Below are 16473 nucleotides of genomic sequence, written 5' to 3' on the forward strand. Positions count from 1 at the left end.
TTAGATGGTCATCGAGCTCTAGATTTATTTCTTTGAGTGATCATAGACTATCTAAGTTAGCCCAGGATGGTCAGCGTTGCCACCGGTCCTGGACTCCTTGAGTTCAATGGTCAGGCCCCGCGCAGGTCCAACCCTGACTCATCAACGCTGGCTGCACGCGGTGGTGGAAATCTTTCTCTCTGTTGCTGTGTAACGCGGTGTCGGAGGAACCCGGTTGGCCATGATGGTCGATCAAGCCCGTCGCAAGGTGAGATGGGGTGGGTGAAGAGATCAGCTCAGACGGCTTTGCTTTTTGTTCAACCGGGTGGCTTCATCAAACGGTGCGTGGTCGCGCAGCGTGGCGTAGCAGATGCACTTCATATACTGTGAACTTTTTACTTCAGGGGGTTTCGATGCGGTTGACAGCCCGTTTTTCTGCTCATGCCATTTCTGCTTTGGGATTCGTGGTGGCGTTGACCGCCTGTGCGATCTCCCGCGGACCAGCGGTTGACCAGCCCGGCGAATTCACCGGAAAGATCGTCGGACCGATGGAGTTCGGCCAGCCGGCCGAAGGCGCGGGGCTCAAGGCCTACGGTCTTGAACTGGCCAAGCCTCTCAGCCTCAATGACAAGGCCGAGTGCGGCGAGCAGACGGTATCCGTGTTCGCCGTGGAGAGTTCTGACGTTGCGCGATTTGTGGGCAAGACCGTTGTGCTCAAGGCGACGCCCTACTGCCGCGTGAGTCGTTCGGGCAAATACCACCTTAAAGACGTATCGGTTCGCTGACACCTGTCACGACAGACCGTACGGGGCGTGGCGCATCGCCAGTCTGCCAATTTAAGGGAGCAAACAACATGAGTGACCCCAGCAAGATCACCGGTTTGATCCGGACTGAAGGCACCACCCGCGTCTACCAGATGGACGATGGGTCGGTCGAGACACGAGAAGGCGGGACCGTCTCGTGGCGCAACAACAACCCGGGCAACCTCAAGTTCGAATACGCGAACAGTGCCGACAAGACCGTCCACGCCTCGCGCACCAAAGACGCAGCGCTGGCGGCGGCACAGGGTCGTTACCAGGGTGTCGTGGCGCTGGACCAATGGGGCAATGCCATCTTCGAGAGCGAAGTTGCGGGCCGGGCTGCCAAGGGGCAGTTGCTTCGCAAAACACACGGCGACAAGGCTATTCCCGAGATGCTGAAAAGCTACGCCGTCGACGACTACACCGGCAAGGCCAACACCGACGCCTACGCGAGGTCGGTCTACGCCGAAGGCGATCGCCAGGGCGTCGACCTGCGCGACAAGAAAATCAAAGACCTCAGTCCGCAGGAATTCGAGGCCTTGCTCGACGGCATGAAAAGGGTCGAAGGCTTCAGGGAAGGCACCGTTACGCGAACCCGGCCACATGCAGAACCGAATGCCCCGTCGCTGCGTCCTGAACAACAACCCGCTGCTGACCCTCAGCCCACCGGTGCCCCTGCGAACGAGCCCCTTTCTCACCGACTCTCGCTACAGAGTCTGCGCCTGATCGACGACAGCCAGCAGCACGTTCGCAACCTCTCTGACCGTCACCAATTGCCTTGGGATCAGGGCATGGACAACACCGTGCATGCGCTGGCACTACAGGCCCGCAAGCAGGGCATGACGGGCATTACCCATCTGAAGGTCGAGCACGGGCAGATCCACTTTGTCCAATTCGACGGCGTCACCATCCAGGAAGGGCACCTCGATGCTCGCGCAGCCGCCAACACCGACGCGGCCAACACCACGCTTCAGATGGCACAACTGGACCATGCCGTCGTGGAGGTGGGAACCCATGCGGTAGCGGCCCCTTCGCTGGATTTGGCAGCCCGCAGCCGCTGATAGGCCCACCCAGGTACCCAGCAGGGTCTGCAAGGTTCCATGCGACGGCCACGCGATTGATCCTTCTACCGATGGAAAATCAAGCCTGTCTCCGCGCCATTCTTACCGGCAACACGCTGTAACCAGCGTCCCGAGATGTCCCTGCGCCCCTGTGGCAAACTCCCCCGCTTTCGTTGAAACCGGGCCGCTGGAGCCCCGAGGGACATGCAGAAAATCATCGCGCAGATCGCGCAAGAGATCCGGGTTGAACAGCGGCAGGTGCTGGCCGCGGTGGAGTTGCTGGACGGGGGGGCGACGGTGCCCTTCATCGCCCGCTACCGCAAGGAAGTGACCGGCGGGCTGGACGACACCCAACTGCGCGAGCTGGAGTACCGCCTGGGTTACCTGCGCGAGCTGGAAGACCGCCGCGCGACCGTGCTCAAAGCCATTGACGAGCAGGGCAAGCTGACCGACGCGCTGCGGGTGGCGATCGCCAACGCGCCGACCAAGCAGGAGCTGGAAGACATCTACCAGCCCTTCAAGCTCAAGCGCCGCACCAAGGGGCAGATCGCCAAGGAGTTCGGTATCGAGCCGCTGGCCGACAAGCTGTTTGCCGACCCGACGCTGGACCCGCTGGCCGAAGCGGCCGCTTTCACCAAGCCGCCCGAGGTGCTGGACGACGGCAAGCCGGGCGCGGACTTTTCCACGCCGCAGGCGGTGCTGGACGGGGTGCGCGACATCCTGTCGGAGCGTTGGGCCGAAGACGCCGCGCTGGTGCAGAACCTGCGCGAGTGGCTGTGGAGCGATGGGCTGCTGCGCAGCTCGCTGGTGTCAGGCAAGAACGCCAACGACCCCGAGGTCGCCAAGTTCCGCGACTATTTTGAATACGACGAGCCGATCGGGCGCGTGCCGTCGCACCGGGCGCTGGCGGTGTTCCGTGGCCGCGCGCTGGAGGTTCTGGACGCCAAGCTGGTGCAGCCGGTGGAGCCGGAGCCCGGCAAGCCGTCGCTGGCCGAAGGCCGCATCGCCGTGCACCTGGGCTGGAGCCACAGCAACCGCCCCGCCGACGACCTGATCCGCAAGTGCGTGGCCTGGACCTGGCGCGTGAAGCTGAGCCTGAGCACCGAGCGCGACCTGTTCGCCCGCCTGCGCGAGAGCGCCGAGGCGGTGGCGATCAAGGTGTTTGCCGACAACCTGCGCGATCTGCTGCTGGCCGCGCCCGCCGGCCAGAAGGCGGTGATGGGGCTGGACCCGGGCATCCGCACGGGCGTGAAGGTGGCCGTGGTCGACGCCACCGGCAAGCTGCTGGAAACCGCCACGGTCTACCCGCACGAGCCGCGCCGGGACTGGGAAGGTTCGCTGCATACCCTGGGCGTGCTGTGCAAGAAGCACGGCGTGCAACTGATCGCCATCGGCAACGGCACGGCCAGCCGCGAGACCGACAAGCTGGCGGCCGATCTGCTCAAGCTGCTGGCCAAGGCCGGCATCGAGGGCGTGCAGAAGGTGGTGGTGAGCGAAGCGGGCGCCTCGGTCTATTCCGCCAGCGAGTTCGCCAGCCTGGAAATGCCCGACGTGGACGTGAGCCTGCGCGGTGCGGCCTCGATTGCCCGCCGCCTGCAGGACCCGCTGGCCGAGCTGGTGAAGATCGACCCCAAGAGCATCGGCGTGGGCCAGTACCAGCACGACGTGAACCAGAGCGAGCTGGCGCGCACGCTGGACGCGGTGGTGGAAGACTGCGTGAACGGCGTGGGTGTGGACCTGAACACCGCCAGCGCGCCGCTGTTGACGCGCGTGTCGGGCTTGTCGGCTTCGGTGGCCAAGGCGGTGGTGCGCTGGCGCGAGACGCACGGCGCGTTCAAGAACCGCCAGCAACTGCTGGATGTGGCCGGCCTGGGCGCCAAGACCTTCGAGCTGGCGGCGGGCTTTCTGCGCATCCGAGACGGTGACAACCCGCTGGACATGACCGGCGTGCACCCGGAAACCTACCCGGTGGTGGAGCAGATCATCGCCAAGACCGGCCAGCCGGTGGCGGGCCTGATGGGCCGCGCCGACATGCTCAAGACGCTCAAACCCGAGCTGTTCGCCAATCAGAAGTTCGGCGTCATCACCGTCAAGGACATCCTGGGCGAGCTGGAAAAGCCCGGCCGCGACCCGCGCCCGGAATTCCAGGTGGCGCGCTTCAACGAAGGCGTGGAAGACATTGCCGACCTGAAGGAGGGCATGGTGCTCGAAGGCACGGTGTCCAACGTGGCGCAGTTCGGCGCCTTCGTCGACCTGGGCGTGCACCAGGACGGGCTGATCCACGTCAGCCAGCTCAGCCACAAGTTCGTCAACGACGCGCGCGAGGTGGTCAAGACCGGCGACATCGTCAAGGTCAAGGTGCTGGAAGTGGACGTGGCGCGCAAGCGCATCAGCCTGACCATGAAGCTGGACGCCGCGCCCGCCCGCAAGGACGGGCCGCGCGACAACCGTTTCGAGCCGGCGCGTGGCGGCCCACGCGGCGGGTATGCCGGAGGGCAGGGCGGCGGCCAGCGCCAGCCGGAAGCGGCCGGCGCCATGGCATCGGCCTTTGCCAAGTTGCAGGGTTTGAAGCGCTGAGTCCCGTGGGGGGCAGGTTGTCCCCCATCCCGTCGCGCGCTGGCCGGCCGATGTGCGACACTTGAAATCGACGAAAGCCCGCTGCCCTTTTCCCCGCGACCCCGAACACCGACAGCGCCATGGATCTCGAAGCCCTGCTCAACTACCCCCGCGCCCTGCCGGCCATGCCCCGTGCGGTGACCGAGCTGCTGGGCGAGATGAACAAGGAAGAACCCAGCCCCAAGCGCGTGGGCGAGCTGATCGGGCACGACCCGGCGCTCACCACCCGGGTGCTGCGCCTGTCGAACTCGGCATTCTTCCGCGTCAGCCGCAAGATCGGCGATGCCGATGAGGCGGTGGCCATGCTCGGCATGACCCATGTGCGCTCGCTGGTGATGGCGGCCGCGCTGGGTGCCGGCTTCAAGAACGTGCCCGGGATCGACCTGCGCCAGTTCTGGCGCTACAGCCTGCGCGTGGCCGACATTTCCAAATCGCTGGCTGGCCTGCTCAAACAGAACCAGGGCCTGGCCTTCACCTCGGGGCTGATCCACGGCATTGGGATCCTGGTCATGCACATCGCCATGCCCGACGCCATGCGCGTGCTGGACATGGGCTGCTCGCCCCTGTCGCTCAACCGCGCCGACGCCGAAAAGGCCCAGTTCGGGTACAGCTATGCCGACGTCGGGGCCGGCATGGTCGAGCGCTGGCAGTTCCCGCCCGAAATCGTCAGCGCCATGGCCAACCAGGTCGCGCCGTTCGAAGGCGATGCCTACGACACGCTGGGTGGGGTGCTGCACCTGGCGTCGTGGCGCGCCCGGGCCGAAGAGCTGCAGCTGGACAAGCAGGGTCTGGTCGCCACCTTCCCCGACATGGTGGGGCTGACGCTGGGGCTCGATCTGGACAGCGTGCTGGGCAAAGACCCGACGGAATGGTCGTTCAGCCAGACCATCGGCATCTTCACGGATTGAGGTCCGAGGCTGCCGGACCGACGGGTACCACCGGCAAGTGGGGAATACCCTCAAGTTCCTTGGGAAGCGGTCGATGAGGAGTTGACGGTCGTTTGCACCGGCTCCACGACGCGAGGTCCTTCATGCAACTCGAGAAGCTTCTGAAGCAGCCCAATGCGCTGCCGTCGGCCCCCAAGGTCATCCGCAAGCTGATGGAAACCTTCGAGCAGGACGAGGTGGACATCCTGCAGGCGGCTTCCTACATCGAATCCGACCCGGTGCTTACGGCCAAGCTGCTCAAGATGGCCAATTCGGCCTTCTTCGGCCTGAACCGCAGCGTCACCACCGCCAAAGACGCGATGAGCGTCATGGGGCTGATCAAGGTGCGCGCCCTGGTCATCGCGGCCGCCATGGGCGACAGCTTTCACGCGGTGGGCGGGGTCAACCTCAGCCAGTTCTGGCGCTACAGCCTCAATTCGGCCAACCTCTCGCGCTACCTGGCGCTGCCCATCCGCATCGACGAAAACAGCGCTTTCACCGCCGGCCTGGTGCACGGCATCGGTGAACTGGTGATGCACGTCGGCATGCCCGAAGCCATGATCGAGCTGGACCGGGCCGTGCCCATGCTCGACCTGAAGCGGGCCAAGGCGCAGCGCGGTCTTTTTGGCTACAGCTATGCCGACGTCGGCTCGGCACTGGCGCGCGAATGGCGCTTCCCCAAGAAGATGATCAATGCCATCGAGCATCAGGTCGCGCCCTTCGACAACGATGTGTACGAGCCCATTGCCGGGGTGATCCACATCGCTTCCTGGCGCGCGCGTGCCGAAGAGCTGTCGCTGGGCAGCGAGGGCCTGATCAACACCTACCCCGATCCGGTGGGGCTGGTGCTGGGCATCGACCCCGACACCGTGATCGGCGAAGAGATTCCCGCGCTCACGCGGAACAGGAGCAGCGACGAGGCGGTCGCCTGAGTCCGCCGCCGCTGCGCGAGAATCGGCGGCCATGCCGTCCGATCACCGTCCCGCCCTTCGTCTCTACGCCGGCCCGGCTGCCCGCCGGCACATCGAACAGCATGGCCTGCTGCCCGCCCACGTGGGTGCGGTGCCCGGGGCTGCGGGTGGGCCCAAGGGGCTGATCCTCGGTCCGCTGGACCGCCTGATCTTCGGCCGCTGGCTGCCGCGCGCCGACCAGCCGGTGCACCTGATCGGCGCTTCCATCGGTGCCTGGCGCATGGCCACCGCCTGCCTGCCGGACTGCATCAGCGGCTTCGAGCGGCTGGAGCGCGACTACATCGCCCAGGACTACGAGCTGCCGCCCGGCAGCGACCGCCCCACGGCCACGCAGGTGAGCGAGACCTTCGGGGCCAATCTGGCGCAGTTTTTCGGCGGCCACCTGGCGCAGGTGCTGCACCACCCGCGCTACCGCCTGCACGTGCTGACCTCGCGCGGGCGCCACCTGCTGCGGCGCGAACACCGCCTGCTGACGCCGCTGGGTTACGCGGGGGCGTTCCTGGCGAACGCGGTGCACCGCCGCGCGCTCGGTGCCTGGCTGGAACGGGTGGTGTTTTCCACGCCGATGCCCATGTCGCCGATACCCGCGCCGGTGCCGCTGCCGTTCGCGCCCGACGGTCTGCGCACGCGCCAGCGGCCGCTGACCGAGGCGAACTTCATGGCGGCGCTGCAGGCGAGCTGTTCGATCCCGTTCTTGCTGAAGGCCGTGCCCGACGTGGCCGGTGCGCCGCGAGGCGCGTACTGGGACGGTGGCATCACCGACTACCACCTGCACCTGCCGTACCGGCTGCCGGCGTCGTCGCCCATCGTGCTGTACCCGCACTTCCAGCGCGCCGTGGTGCCCGGCTGGCTGGACAAGGTGTGGAAGCGCCGGCACCGGCCGACACCGGCGCTCGACGGCACGCTGGTGCTGGCGCCCGACCCGCGCTGGGTGGCGGCATTGCCGGGCGGCAAGCTGCCTGACCGCAGCGACTTCACCCGCTACGGGACAGACTTGGCCGCGCGCATGGCCGCCTGGGGCACAGTGGTGGCCATGGCCCGGCAACTGGCCGACGAATTCGAAGCGTGGCTGGAGCGGCCCGACCCGGGGCGGATCGAGCCGCTGTGACGAGGGCCGCGGCCCCCGAGGTCAGCGGTAGAAGACCTCGACCGTGCCCTTGAGCTTGATCAGCAGCGGCCGGCCCTTGCGGTCCATCGTCTTGCCGGCGGCCACGCGGATCCAGCCTTCGCTGACGCAGTATTCCTCCACGTCGAAGCGGTCGCGGCCGTTGAAGCGCACGCCGATTTCGCGCTCCAGAAACTCGGGGCGGTGGTGCGGGCTGCGCGGGTCGATGGACAGGTGATCGGGCAGTTCGGGGGTGGCGGCGGCGTTGTCGCTCATGTCGGATGAAAAGATGAAGGAACCTATCGGGGCGGAGCCCGTCAGTAGTGGGGGGGAAGTTCGTCCCGCAGGCTGCGCCAGGCCGGGCCCGTGTCGTCTTCGCGGCGTCGCCGCAGCTCGGCGACCTCGGCCTGCAGCCGCTCGATCTGGGCCTGCTGGCGCGCCACCAGGGCGTTGAGGGTGTCGAGCAGGTCTTCGGCGAAGCCGTTGCGGACTTCGAGCTGCTCCAGGCGGCGCTCGGTGTCGTCCGCAGACGCGGTGGACCCCGTGGCCTGGGCGCGGTGGGAAGAGTCGGATGCCATGGCCGCGAGCGTAACAGGCTTGCGGCGGGTGGCGCCGCTGCACCGGGCCCGGTTGCTTCCGGTCACGTCTGCAGGCCCCCGCGTGAACGTCTGAACCTTTACACTGTCTGTCCAACCGTTTCCTCACAAGGAGGCCACATGCGCACCAAAAACATTCTGACGGGCCTGATGGCCGCTTCCACCCTGGGCCTGGCGTCCACCGCCCAAGCCCAGAGCATCTATGGCGAAATCGGCTACATGGGACTGGACGTGGGGGCCCGTGTCGGCGGGGTGGGTATTTCCGCCAAACCGGCCAACCTGCGCGGCATCATCGGTTTCGACCTGGGGCCGCTGGCCATCGAAGGCATGACCAGCGTCAGCGAACGCGACGACACCGTGCGCGTGGGCGGCCTGAACACACCGATCCGCACCAAGGTGGACAACATCTCCGGGGTGTTCCTGAAACCCAACCTCAGCCTGGGCAATTTCGAGATCTTCGGCCGCTTCGGCGCGGCACGCACCAAGCTCAGCGTGGGCGGCGAAAAGGCCAGCGGCACCTCGCTCGCCTATGGCGCCGGCATCCGCTTCAACCTGACCGACAACCTGACGCTGGGCGCCGACTACATGAACTTCTACGACAAGGACCGCATCACGGTCGAGGGCGTGAGCATCGGCCTGGGCCTGAAGTTCTGACCGCCTGCGCGGCGTTTTCTTCCAGGGCTGCCTCCGGCAGCCCTTTTTGTTTTCAGGCCACCGCGCGGCGCTTCACTGGGGTTGCGGCAGGTGCAGCAGGCGCCCGTAGGTGTCGGCCAGGAAGCGCTCGGCGCGTTCGAGCATGAAGTAGCGGAACGCTTCGGCGGCGGGGGAGAGCAGCTTGGAGAGCGTGTGCACCACGTTCCAGGCGCGCACCACCGGGGCGCCTTCCACGTCCAGCGTGGCGATCAGCCGGTGTTCCAGTTCCAGGCCGATGGTGTGCAGTGACAGGAAGCTGATGCCCATGCCCGCCATCACGGCCTGCTTGATGGTTTCGTTGCTGGTCATTTCCATCACCACGCGCGGTTCCATGCGCGAGCGTTCCAGGAATTTCTCCATCGCGGCGCGGGTGCCGGAGCCCCGCTCGCGCAGGATGAAGCCGTAGGGCCGCAGCGATTCCACGGTGGGGTGGCCCACGCGCAGCAGCGGGTGGTCGGTGGCGGCCACGAACACATGCGGGTGCGCGGCGAAGGGCTCGGCCCGGGTGGCCAGTTCGGTCGGGGGGCGGCCCATGATGGCGATGTCGACCTCGTTGCCCTGCAGCATCTTCACCAGCCGCTCGCGGTTGCCGACCTCGAGCCGGATTTCCACGCCCTCGTGTTCGTGCTGGAACCCGGCCAGCAGGCGCGGCAGGAAGTACTTGGCGGTGCTCACCATGCCGATGGTCAGGGTGCCGGTCTCCAGCCGCTGCAGGCGCGCGGCGGCGTCTTCGGCGTCCTTCAGCGTGGCGAGCATCTTGCGCGCATAGACCAGCATGTATTCGCCCGCGGTGGTCAGGGCGACCTGCCGGCCGCTGCGCTCGAACAGGGGCAGGCCGACGTGGCCTTCCAGCTCCTTGACCTGCATGGTCACGGCGGGCGGGGTCAGGTGCAGGGCCTCGGCGGCGCGGGCAAAGCTCAGGTGGCGCGCCACCTCGGTGAACACGCGCAACTGCCGGAATGTGGCGTTCTTCATTAAGTAATACCTGAATTGAAAATGAAGAATATGTGAATTTACCTTATCAATCAAGGCTTCTACAGTCCGTCAAACCCGTGAATTTCCACGGCATGAAAAAAACGACGAGACGACACCGCCATGCTCCAGGCCTTGATCTTCGATGTGGACGGCACCCTGGCCGACACCGAAAGCCTGCACCGGGAGGCCTTCAACCACGCGTTCGCGCAGGCCGGTCTGGGCTGGCACTGGGACGAGGCGCTCTACACCGGGTTGCTGGAGGTGTCGGGTGGCAAGGAGCGGTTGCTGCACTACTGGCGCTGCGTGCAGCCGGACCTGCGCGAGCTGGAAGCCGGCGCGGTGCAGGCCACCATCGACCGCCTGCACGCGGTCAAGACCGCCTGGTACGAAGACGCGGTCGGGCGCGGTGCGGTGGCGCTGCGCCCCGGGGTGCTGGCGCTGATGGACGAGGCGCGCGGCCAGGGGCTGCAACTGGCGATCGCCACCACCACCTCGCCGGTGAACATTGCGGCCCTGCTGCGCACCGCCATCGGGCCTGACTGGCGCCTGCATTTCCGCGCCGTGGGCGACGCCAGCAACGCGCCGGTCAAGAAGCCGCACCCGCAGGTCTACCGCCGGGTGCTGACCGACCTGGGCCTGGCGCCAGAGAACTGCGTGGCCTTCGAGGATTCGGCCAACGGCCTGGCCGCTGCGGCCGGCGCCGGGCTGCGCACGGTGATCACGCCGACGGCCTTCACCGCCCACCACGATTTCGCCGACGCGCTGCGCGTCGTTCCCGACCTGGGCCACGTGAGTCTCGCGCGCTTGCGCGAATGGCTCCGCGCCTGAACCCTGCCTAGCCTTCGTTTGCCATGAGTGCCATCCGCATCGCCCCGTCCATCCTGTCTGCCGACTTCGCCCGCCTGGGCGAGGAGGTGCGCGCCATCGAAGCCGCCGGCGCCGACCTCGTGCATTTCGACGTCATGGACAACCACCACGTGCCCAACCTCACCGTCGGGCCGCTGGTGTGCGAAGCCATCCGCCCGCACGTGAAGATCGGCATCGACGTGCATCTGATGGTCGAGCCGGTGGATGCGCTGGTGCCGCTGTTCGCCAAGGCCGGCGCCAACCTGATCAGCTTCCACCCCGAGGCCAGCCGCCACGTCGACCGCACGCTGCAGCTGATCCGCGGCCACGGCTGCAAGGCCGGGCTGGTGTTCAACCCCGCCACGCCGCTGGCCTGGCTCGACCACGTGATGGACAAGCTCGATCTGGTGCTGCTCATGAGCGTGAACCCGGGCTACGGCGGCCAGGCCTTCATCCCGTCCACGCTCGGCAAGCTGCGCGCGGCGCGCGAACGCATCGACGCCCACATGGCCGCGACCGGCCGCGAGATCTGGCTGGAGGTGGACGGCGGCGTGAAGCTCGACAACGTGGCCGAGATCGTGCGCGCGGGCGCCGACACGCTGGTGGCCGGCAGCGCCGTGTTCGGCGCCCCCGACAACGACGGCGGCTACCGCACCGTGATGCGCCAGCTCCGGCAGGCCGCCGGGCCGTCGCCGGCCATGCCGCGCCGCTGAACCCGACCGACCGAATGTTCCCTTCCGCGAAAGACCCGCTCCCATGACCACCCGCCGTCGCTTCACGCTGACCCAGTACCTGATCGAACAACGCCGCCGCTTTCCGTCGGCCAGTGGCGACTTCAACGCCCTGGTGCTCGACGTGGCCCTGGCCTGCAAGGCCATCGCGCGTTCGGTCGCCTTCGGCGAACTCGGCAGCGTGCTCGGGAACCCGGTGGCCGACGTGGCCACGGGCGTGAACGTGCAGGGCGAGGAGCAGAAGCGCCTGGACGTGGTGAGCAATGCCTACTTCACCGAAATGACGGAGTGGGGCGGCCACCTGGCGGGCATGGCCTCGGAGGAGATGGACCACCCTTACCAGATTCCTTCGACGCACCAGCGCGGCAAGTACCTGCTGGTGTTCGACCCGCTCGACGGTTCGTCGAACATCGACGTGAACGTGACCGTGGGCAGCATCTTCTCGGTGCTGCGGGCGCCGCAGGCGGTTATCGACAGCGGGCGCGACGTGGTCGAGGCCGACTTCCTGCAACCCGGCACGCAGCAACTGGCGGCGGGCTACGCGCTCTACGGCCCGACCACCATGCTGGTGCTGACGGTGGGCAACGGCGTGGCCGGCTTCACGCTGGACCCGAACCTGGGCCAGTTCATGCTCACCCACCCCCAGCTGCAGGTGCCCGAAGACACGCAGGAGTTCGCCATCAACGCTTCCAACACCCGCTTCTGGGAGCGCCCGATCCGGCGCTACGTGGACGAGTGCCTGGCCGGCCGCACCGGTCCGCGCGGCAAGGACTTCAACATGCGCTGGATCGCCAGCATGGTGGCCGAGGCGCACCGCATCCTGATGCGCGGCGGCGTGTTCATGTACCCGCGCGACACCAAGGACCCGAGCAAGCCCGGCCGCCTGCGGCTGCTGTACGAGGCCAACCCCATCGGTTTCATCATGGAGCAGGCGGGCGGGCGCGCCAGCACCGGCCGCGAACCGATGCTGACGGTCGAGCCCACGTCGCTGCACCAGCGCATCGGTCTGGTGTTCGGCTCGCGCAACGAAGTGGAACGCATCGAGCGTTACCACCGCGAGCCGGCGGCCTCCAGGGACGACAACCCGCTGTTCGCCGAGCGCAGCCTCTTTAGGGATTGAGGCCACGCAGAACCCTGACTCGAAACAGACCCGCGGCGCACGAAGGGCCTTGACCAGAAAACCGCCGGGCCGGCTTTGCCGGACGGCTGGAGTTGCCCCCGGAAGGGGGTGACGCCGAAGGCGGCGCGGGGGAGATTTTTAACTTCGGAGCCCCCTCATGTCTGAAAGACACCCCATCATCGCGATCACCGGTTCGTCCGGTGCCGGCACCTCGACAGTGACGCGCACCTTCCAGAACATCTTCCGCCGCGAAGCCATCGAGGCCGCCGTCATCGAAGGCGACAGCTTCCACCGCTTCGACCGCCAGGCCATGAAGCAGCGCATGGCCGAGGAAGAAGGGCAGGGCAACCGGCACTTCAGCCACTTTGGCGCCGAAGGCAACCTGTTCGAAGAGCTGGAGACGCTGTTCCGCGACTACGCGGCCACCGGTTCGGGCCGCTGCCGCAAATACCTGCACAACGCGGCCGAGGCCGCGCCGTACGGCCTGGAGCCCGGCACCTTCACGCCGTGGGAGCCGCTGCGCCCGGACACCGACGTGCTGTTCTACGAAGGCCTGCACGGCGCGGTGAAGACCGACACGGTCGACATTGCGCAGTACCCGGACCTGCTCATCGGCGTGGTGCCCTCGATCAACCTGGAGTGGATCCAGAAGCTGATCCGCGACAAGACCCAGCGCGGCTACAGCCAGGAGGCGGTGGTCGACACCATCCTGCGGCGCATGCCCGACTACGTGAACTACATCGTGCCGCAGTTCGGCCTGACGCACGTGAACTTCCAGCGCGTGCCGGTGGTGGACACCTCCAACCCTTTCATCGCGCGCGACATTCCCACGGCCGACGAGAGCGTGTGCGTGATCCGCTTCGCCAAGCCCAAGGGCATCGATTTTCCGTACCTGCTGTCGATGATCGACGGCGCCTGGATGAGCCGCGCCAACACCATCGTGGTGCCCGGCGGCAAGATGGAACTGGCCATGCAACTGATCTTCACCCCCTTCATCTGGCGCATGCTGGAACGCCGGAGGAACGCGTCATGAACACCCCTTCGACATCTCCCGAACAGGCCCGCCGCCTGGCCAATGCCGTGCGCATGCTGGCCGTCGACGCGGTCGAAAAGGCCCAGTCCGGTCACCCGGGCGCGCCCATGGGCATGGCCGACATCGCCGAGGTGCTGTGGCGCCGCCACCTGCGCCACAACCCCAGCAACCCGAAGTGGGCCGACCGCGACCGCTTCGTGCTCAGCAACGGCCACGGCTCCATGCTGATCTACGCGCTGCTGCACCTCACGGGCTACGACCTGCCGCTGAGCGAGCTGCAGAACTTCCGCCAGCTGCACAGCAAGACCGCGGGCCACCCCGAGGTGGGCGTCACGCCCGGCGTGGAAACCACCACCGGCCCGCTGGGCCAGGGCATCAGCAACGCGGTCGGCATGGCGCTGGCCGAGAAGCTGCTGGCGGCCGAGTTCAACCGGCCGGGCCACACCGTGGTCGACCACTTCACCTACGCTTTCCTGGGCGATGGCTGTCTGATGGAAGGCATCAGCCACGAAGCCTGCTCGCTGGCGGGCACGCTGCGGCTGTCCCGGCTGATCGCTTTCTATGACGACAACGGCATCTCCATCGACGGCCACGTCGAGGGCTGGTTCACCGACGACACGCCGCAACGCTTCCAGGCCTACGGCTGGCACGTGATTCCGGTGGTCGATGGCCACGATCCGGTCGCGATCGAGGCGGCCCTGGTGCAGGCGCGGCAACAGGCGCAGCGCCCCGACGGGCGCCCCACGCTGATCTGCTGCCAGACCGTGATCGGCATGGGCGCGCCGCACAAGGCCGGCACGCACGACGTGCACGGCGCCCCGCTGGGCGCGGTGGAAGTGGCCGCCACGCGCGCTGCGCTGGACTGGACGGCCGGGCCGTTCGAGATCCCGGCCGACGTGGCCGAGGCCTGGGACGCGCGCGCCGCCGGCCAGGCGCTGGAGCGCGACTGGCGCCAGCGCTTCGAGGCCTACCGCACCGAGTTTCCCGACGAGGCGGCGGAGTTTGAGCGCCGCATGGCCGGCGATCTGCCGGCGGACTTTGCCGAGCGCCTGCCCGCGCTGCTGGAAGCCGTGGCCGCGCGCCCCGAGGCGGTGGCCACGCGCAAGGCCAGCCAGAACGCGCTGGACGCATTGGCGCCGCTGGTGCCGGAGTTCTTCGGTGGCAGCGCCGACCTGACGGCGTCCAACCTCACCAACTTCAAAGCTTGCACCCGCGCCGGGCGCGACGCCTGGGGCAACCACCTGAGCTACGGCGTGCGCGAATTCGGCATGGCCGCGATCATGAACGGCATCGCGCTGCACGGCGGCTACATCCCCTACGGCGGCACCTTCCTGACCTTCAGCGACTACAGCCGCAACGCCATCCGCATGGCCGCGCTGATGAAGCAGCGCGTGATCCACGTGTTCACGCACGACTCCATCGGCCTGGGCGAAGACGGCCCCACGCACCAGAGCGTGGAACACGTGCCCAGCCTGCGCCTGATCCCGCACCTGGACGTGTGGCGGCCGGCCGATGCGCTGGAGACCGCCGTGGCCTGGGTCTGTGCGCTCGAACGGCGCGACGGGCCGAGCGCGCTGTGCCTGTCGCGGCAGAACCTGCCGCGTGTGACCGAAGGCGTGCTGGCCGGCCACATCCGCAAGGGGGGCTACGTGCTCAGCGATATGGAGTCGCCCCAGGCGGTGATCGTTGCCACGGGTTCCGAGGTCGAGATCGCGCTGCAGGCGCAGGCCCTGCTGGCGGCCGACGGCGTGCGCTGCCGCGTGGTTTCGATGCCGAGCACCAACGTGTTCGACCGCCAGCCGCGCGCTTACCAGGACAAGGTGCTGCCGCTGTCGCTGCCGGCGGTGGCGGTTGAGGCCGCTCATCCCGACTTCTGGCGCAAGTACGTGGGGCGCACGGGCATGGTCGTGGGCGTTGCCACCTTCGGCGAGTCGGCGCCGGCCAAGGTGCTTTACCGGCACTTCGGCGTGACCAGCGCGCGCGTGGCCGATGCCGTGCGCACCCTCGTGCACCGCGCCGCGCACCGGCGCGAGGAGCCCTTGCCCGAGCAGATCGTGCCCGGCCTGCACTGACGGCCGTTCCCCTCCGAGACTCCCTGGACGACGCGATGACCCCGCCCCTTTACGACCTGATTCTTTTCGACCTCGACGGCACGCTGGTGGAGACCGCGCCGGAAATCGCCGATGCCGTCAACGATGCGCTGGCCCACCTGGGGCGTTCGCCCGTCACCCAGCGCCAGGTGGACGACTGGATCGGCCACGGCACGCGCGAGCTGCTGATCCAGGCGCTGGCCCACACCGGACAGCAGCCGCCCGATGCGGTGCGCCACGACCCGGGGTTTGCCGATGCCGAGGCGGTGTTTGCCCGTTGCTACGAACAGCGCTGTGGCACCCGAAGCCGCCTGTACCCACGGGTGCGGGAGACGCTGCAGGCGTTGCGTGCGGCCGGTGTGCGGCTGGCGGTGGTGACCAACAAGGAGGCGCGCTACACCCGCCCGGTGCTGGCCGCGCACGGCCTGGCCGACAGCTTCGACCAGGTCATCAGCGGCGACACCCTGCCGGTCAAGAAGCCCGACCCGATGGCGGTGGACGACTGCCTGCGCCGCTTCGGCGTGGGGCGCGAGCGCACGCTGTTCGTGGGCGACTCCTCCATCGACGTGGCCACGGCCCGCAATGCCGGCGTGGCGGTCTGGGCGCTGCCCTATGGCTACAACATGGGGCAGCCCATTGAAAGCTGCGACCCGGACCGCGTCATTCCCGACATCGCCGCGCTGTTGGCCTGAGCCGGCCAGCACCGCATCCCTTTTCTGGTTCATTTCATTCAAGGAGCCCTTCAGGCCATGGCTATCAAAGTCGGTATCAACGGATTCGGCCGTATCGGCCGCAACGTGCTGCGCAGCGCGATCCAGAACTTCCCGGACATTCAGATCGTTGCCATCAACGACCTGCTCGAGCCCGACTACCTGGCCTACATGCTGCAGTACGACAGCGTGCACGGCCGCTTCAAGGGCAGCGTCAGTGT

Annotated in this window: 17 protein-coding genes; 14 read left to right on the forward strand and 3 right to left on the reverse strand. The window is 67.4% G+C overall.

Going from position 1 to position 16473, the window contains the following annotated elements:
• Positions 1 to 392: 392 nt before the first annotated feature.
• The 6 genes from QQK43_RS17080 to QQK43_RS17105 all read left to right on the forward strand — a co-directional run bounded on the left by QQK43_RS17080 (position 393) and on the right by QQK43_RS17105 (position 7461).
• Positions 393 to 764 (forward strand): hypothetical protein, encoded by a 372-nt coding sequence (locus tag QQK43_RS17080; RefSeq protein ID WP_284308711.1) that lies wholly within the window; start codon positions 393 to 395, stop codon positions 762 to 764.
• Between the two features lie 68 nt (positions 765 to 832).
• The gene (locus tag QQK43_RS17085) at positions 833 to 1840 is read left to right on the forward strand and encodes a hypothetical protein (RefSeq protein WP_284308712.1); all 1008 of its coding nucleotides are present in this window, start codon (positions 833 to 835) and stop codon (positions 1838 to 1840) included.
• Positions 1841 to 2044: 204 nt separating this feature from the next.
• Positions 2045 to 4417: a Tex family protein gene (locus QQK43_RS17090; RefSeq protein WP_284308713.1), complete on the forward strand. Its 2373-nt coding sequence runs from the start codon at positions 2045 to 2047 to the stop codon at positions 4415 to 4417.
• 119 nt (positions 4418 to 4536) lie between these two features.
• Entirely contained in the window at positions 4537 to 5364 is an 828-nt protein-coding gene (locus tag QQK43_RS17095; RefSeq protein WP_234263675.1) for an HDOD domain-containing protein, read from the forward strand.
• A gap of 122 nt (positions 5365 to 5486) precedes the next feature.
• Positions 5487 to 6314, forward strand: coding sequence for an HDOD domain-containing protein (locus tag QQK43_RS17100; protein WP_234263674.1), 828 nt, complete (start codon positions 5487 to 5489; stop codon positions 6312 to 6314).
• A gap of 31 nt (positions 6315 to 6345) precedes the next feature.
• Positions 6346 to 7461 (forward strand): patatin-like phospholipase family protein, encoded by a 1116-nt coding sequence (locus QQK43_RS17105; protein WP_234263673.1) that lies wholly within the window; start codon positions 6346 to 6348, stop codon positions 7459 to 7461.
• 21 nt (positions 7462 to 7482) lie between these two features.
• Here the strand turns inward: QQK43_RS17105 and QQK43_RS17110 are convergent, their stop codons facing one another.
• Together QQK43_RS17110 and QQK43_RS17115 are read right to left on the reverse strand one after the other, a co-directional pair.
• Positions 7483 to 7734: a DUF3297 family protein gene (locus QQK43_RS17110; protein WP_234263671.1), complete on the reverse strand. Its 252-nt coding sequence runs from the start codon at positions 7732 to 7734 to the stop codon at positions 7483 to 7485.
• A 41-nt stretch (positions 7735 to 7775) separates the two neighbouring features.
• A complete protein-coding gene (locus QQK43_RS17115) occupies positions 7776 to 8036 on the reverse strand; it encodes a SlyX family protein (protein ID WP_284308714.1) in 261 nt (86 codons plus the stop codon).
• A 138-nt stretch (positions 8037 to 8174) separates the two neighbouring features.
• On the opposite strand from QQK43_RS17115, the gene QQK43_RS17120 reads away from it, so the two are divergent.
• Positions 8175 to 8708: an outer membrane beta-barrel protein gene (locus QQK43_RS17120; protein ID WP_284308715.1), complete on the forward strand. Its 534-nt coding sequence runs from the start codon at positions 8175 to 8177 to the stop codon at positions 8706 to 8708.
• 72 nt (positions 8709 to 8780) lie between these two features.
• Here the strand turns inward: QQK43_RS17120 and QQK43_RS17125 are convergent, their stop codons facing one another.
• Positions 8781 to 9722, reverse strand: a complete 942-nt coding sequence (locus QQK43_RS17125) for a LysR family transcriptional regulator (protein ID WP_234263664.1) — start codon at positions 9720 to 9722, stop codon at positions 8781 to 8783.
• A 120-nt stretch (positions 9723 to 9842) separates the two neighbouring features.
• Between QQK43_RS17125 and QQK43_RS17130 the strand changes: the two genes are divergently transcribed.
• From QQK43_RS17130 to QQK43_RS17160, 7 genes are all read left to right on the forward strand, one after another.
• The gene (locus QQK43_RS17130; RefSeq protein ID WP_284308716.1) at positions 9843 to 10550 is read left to right on the forward strand and encodes an HAD-IA family hydrolase; all 708 of its coding nucleotides are present in this window, start codon (positions 9843 to 9845) and stop codon (positions 10548 to 10550) included.
• Between the two features lie 23 nt (positions 10551 to 10573).
• On the forward strand, positions 10574 to 11281 hold the full coding sequence (gene rpe, locus QQK43_RS17135; RefSeq protein ID WP_284308717.1) for a ribulose-phosphate 3-epimerase: 708 nt from the start codon (positions 10574 to 10576) through the stop codon (positions 11279 to 11281).
• Positions 11282 to 11324: 43 nt separating this feature from the next.
• Positions 11325 to 12419 (forward strand): class 1 fructose-bisphosphatase, encoded by a 1095-nt coding sequence (locus QQK43_RS17140; protein ID WP_234263661.1) that lies wholly within the window; start codon positions 11325 to 11327, stop codon positions 12417 to 12419.
• 157 nt (positions 12420 to 12576) lie between these two features.
• The gene (locus QQK43_RS17145) at positions 12577 to 13452 is read left to right on the forward strand and encodes a phosphoribulokinase (protein ID WP_234263660.1); all 876 of its coding nucleotides are present in this window, start codon (positions 12577 to 12579) and stop codon (positions 13450 to 13452) included.
• Complete coding sequence (gene tkt, locus QQK43_RS17150; protein ID WP_284308718.1) at positions 13449 to 15524, forward strand: transketolase; 2076 nt, start codon at positions 13449 to 13451, stop codon at positions 15522 to 15524. The genes QQK43_RS17145 and tkt overlap by 4 nt, the downstream gene beginning before the upstream one ends.
• 35 nt (positions 15525 to 15559) lie before the next feature.
• Positions 15560 to 16234: a phosphoglycolate phosphatase gene (locus QQK43_RS17155; RefSeq protein WP_234263658.1), complete on the forward strand. Its 675-nt coding sequence runs from the start codon at positions 15560 to 15562 to the stop codon at positions 16232 to 16234.
• Positions 16235 to 16291: 57 nt separating this feature from the next.
• Positions 16292 to 16473, forward strand: a 182-nt coding sequence (locus QQK43_RS17160) for a glyceraldehyde 3-phosphate dehydrogenase NAD-binding domain-containing protein (protein ID WP_284308719.1), incomplete at its 3' end; no start/stop codon positions are given.

The sequence above is a fragment of the Hydrogenophaga electricum genome, assembly GCF_030160815.1.
GTDB lineage: Bacteria > Pseudomonadota > Gammaproteobacteria > Burkholderiales > Burkholderiaceae_C > Hydrogenophaga > Hydrogenophaga electricum.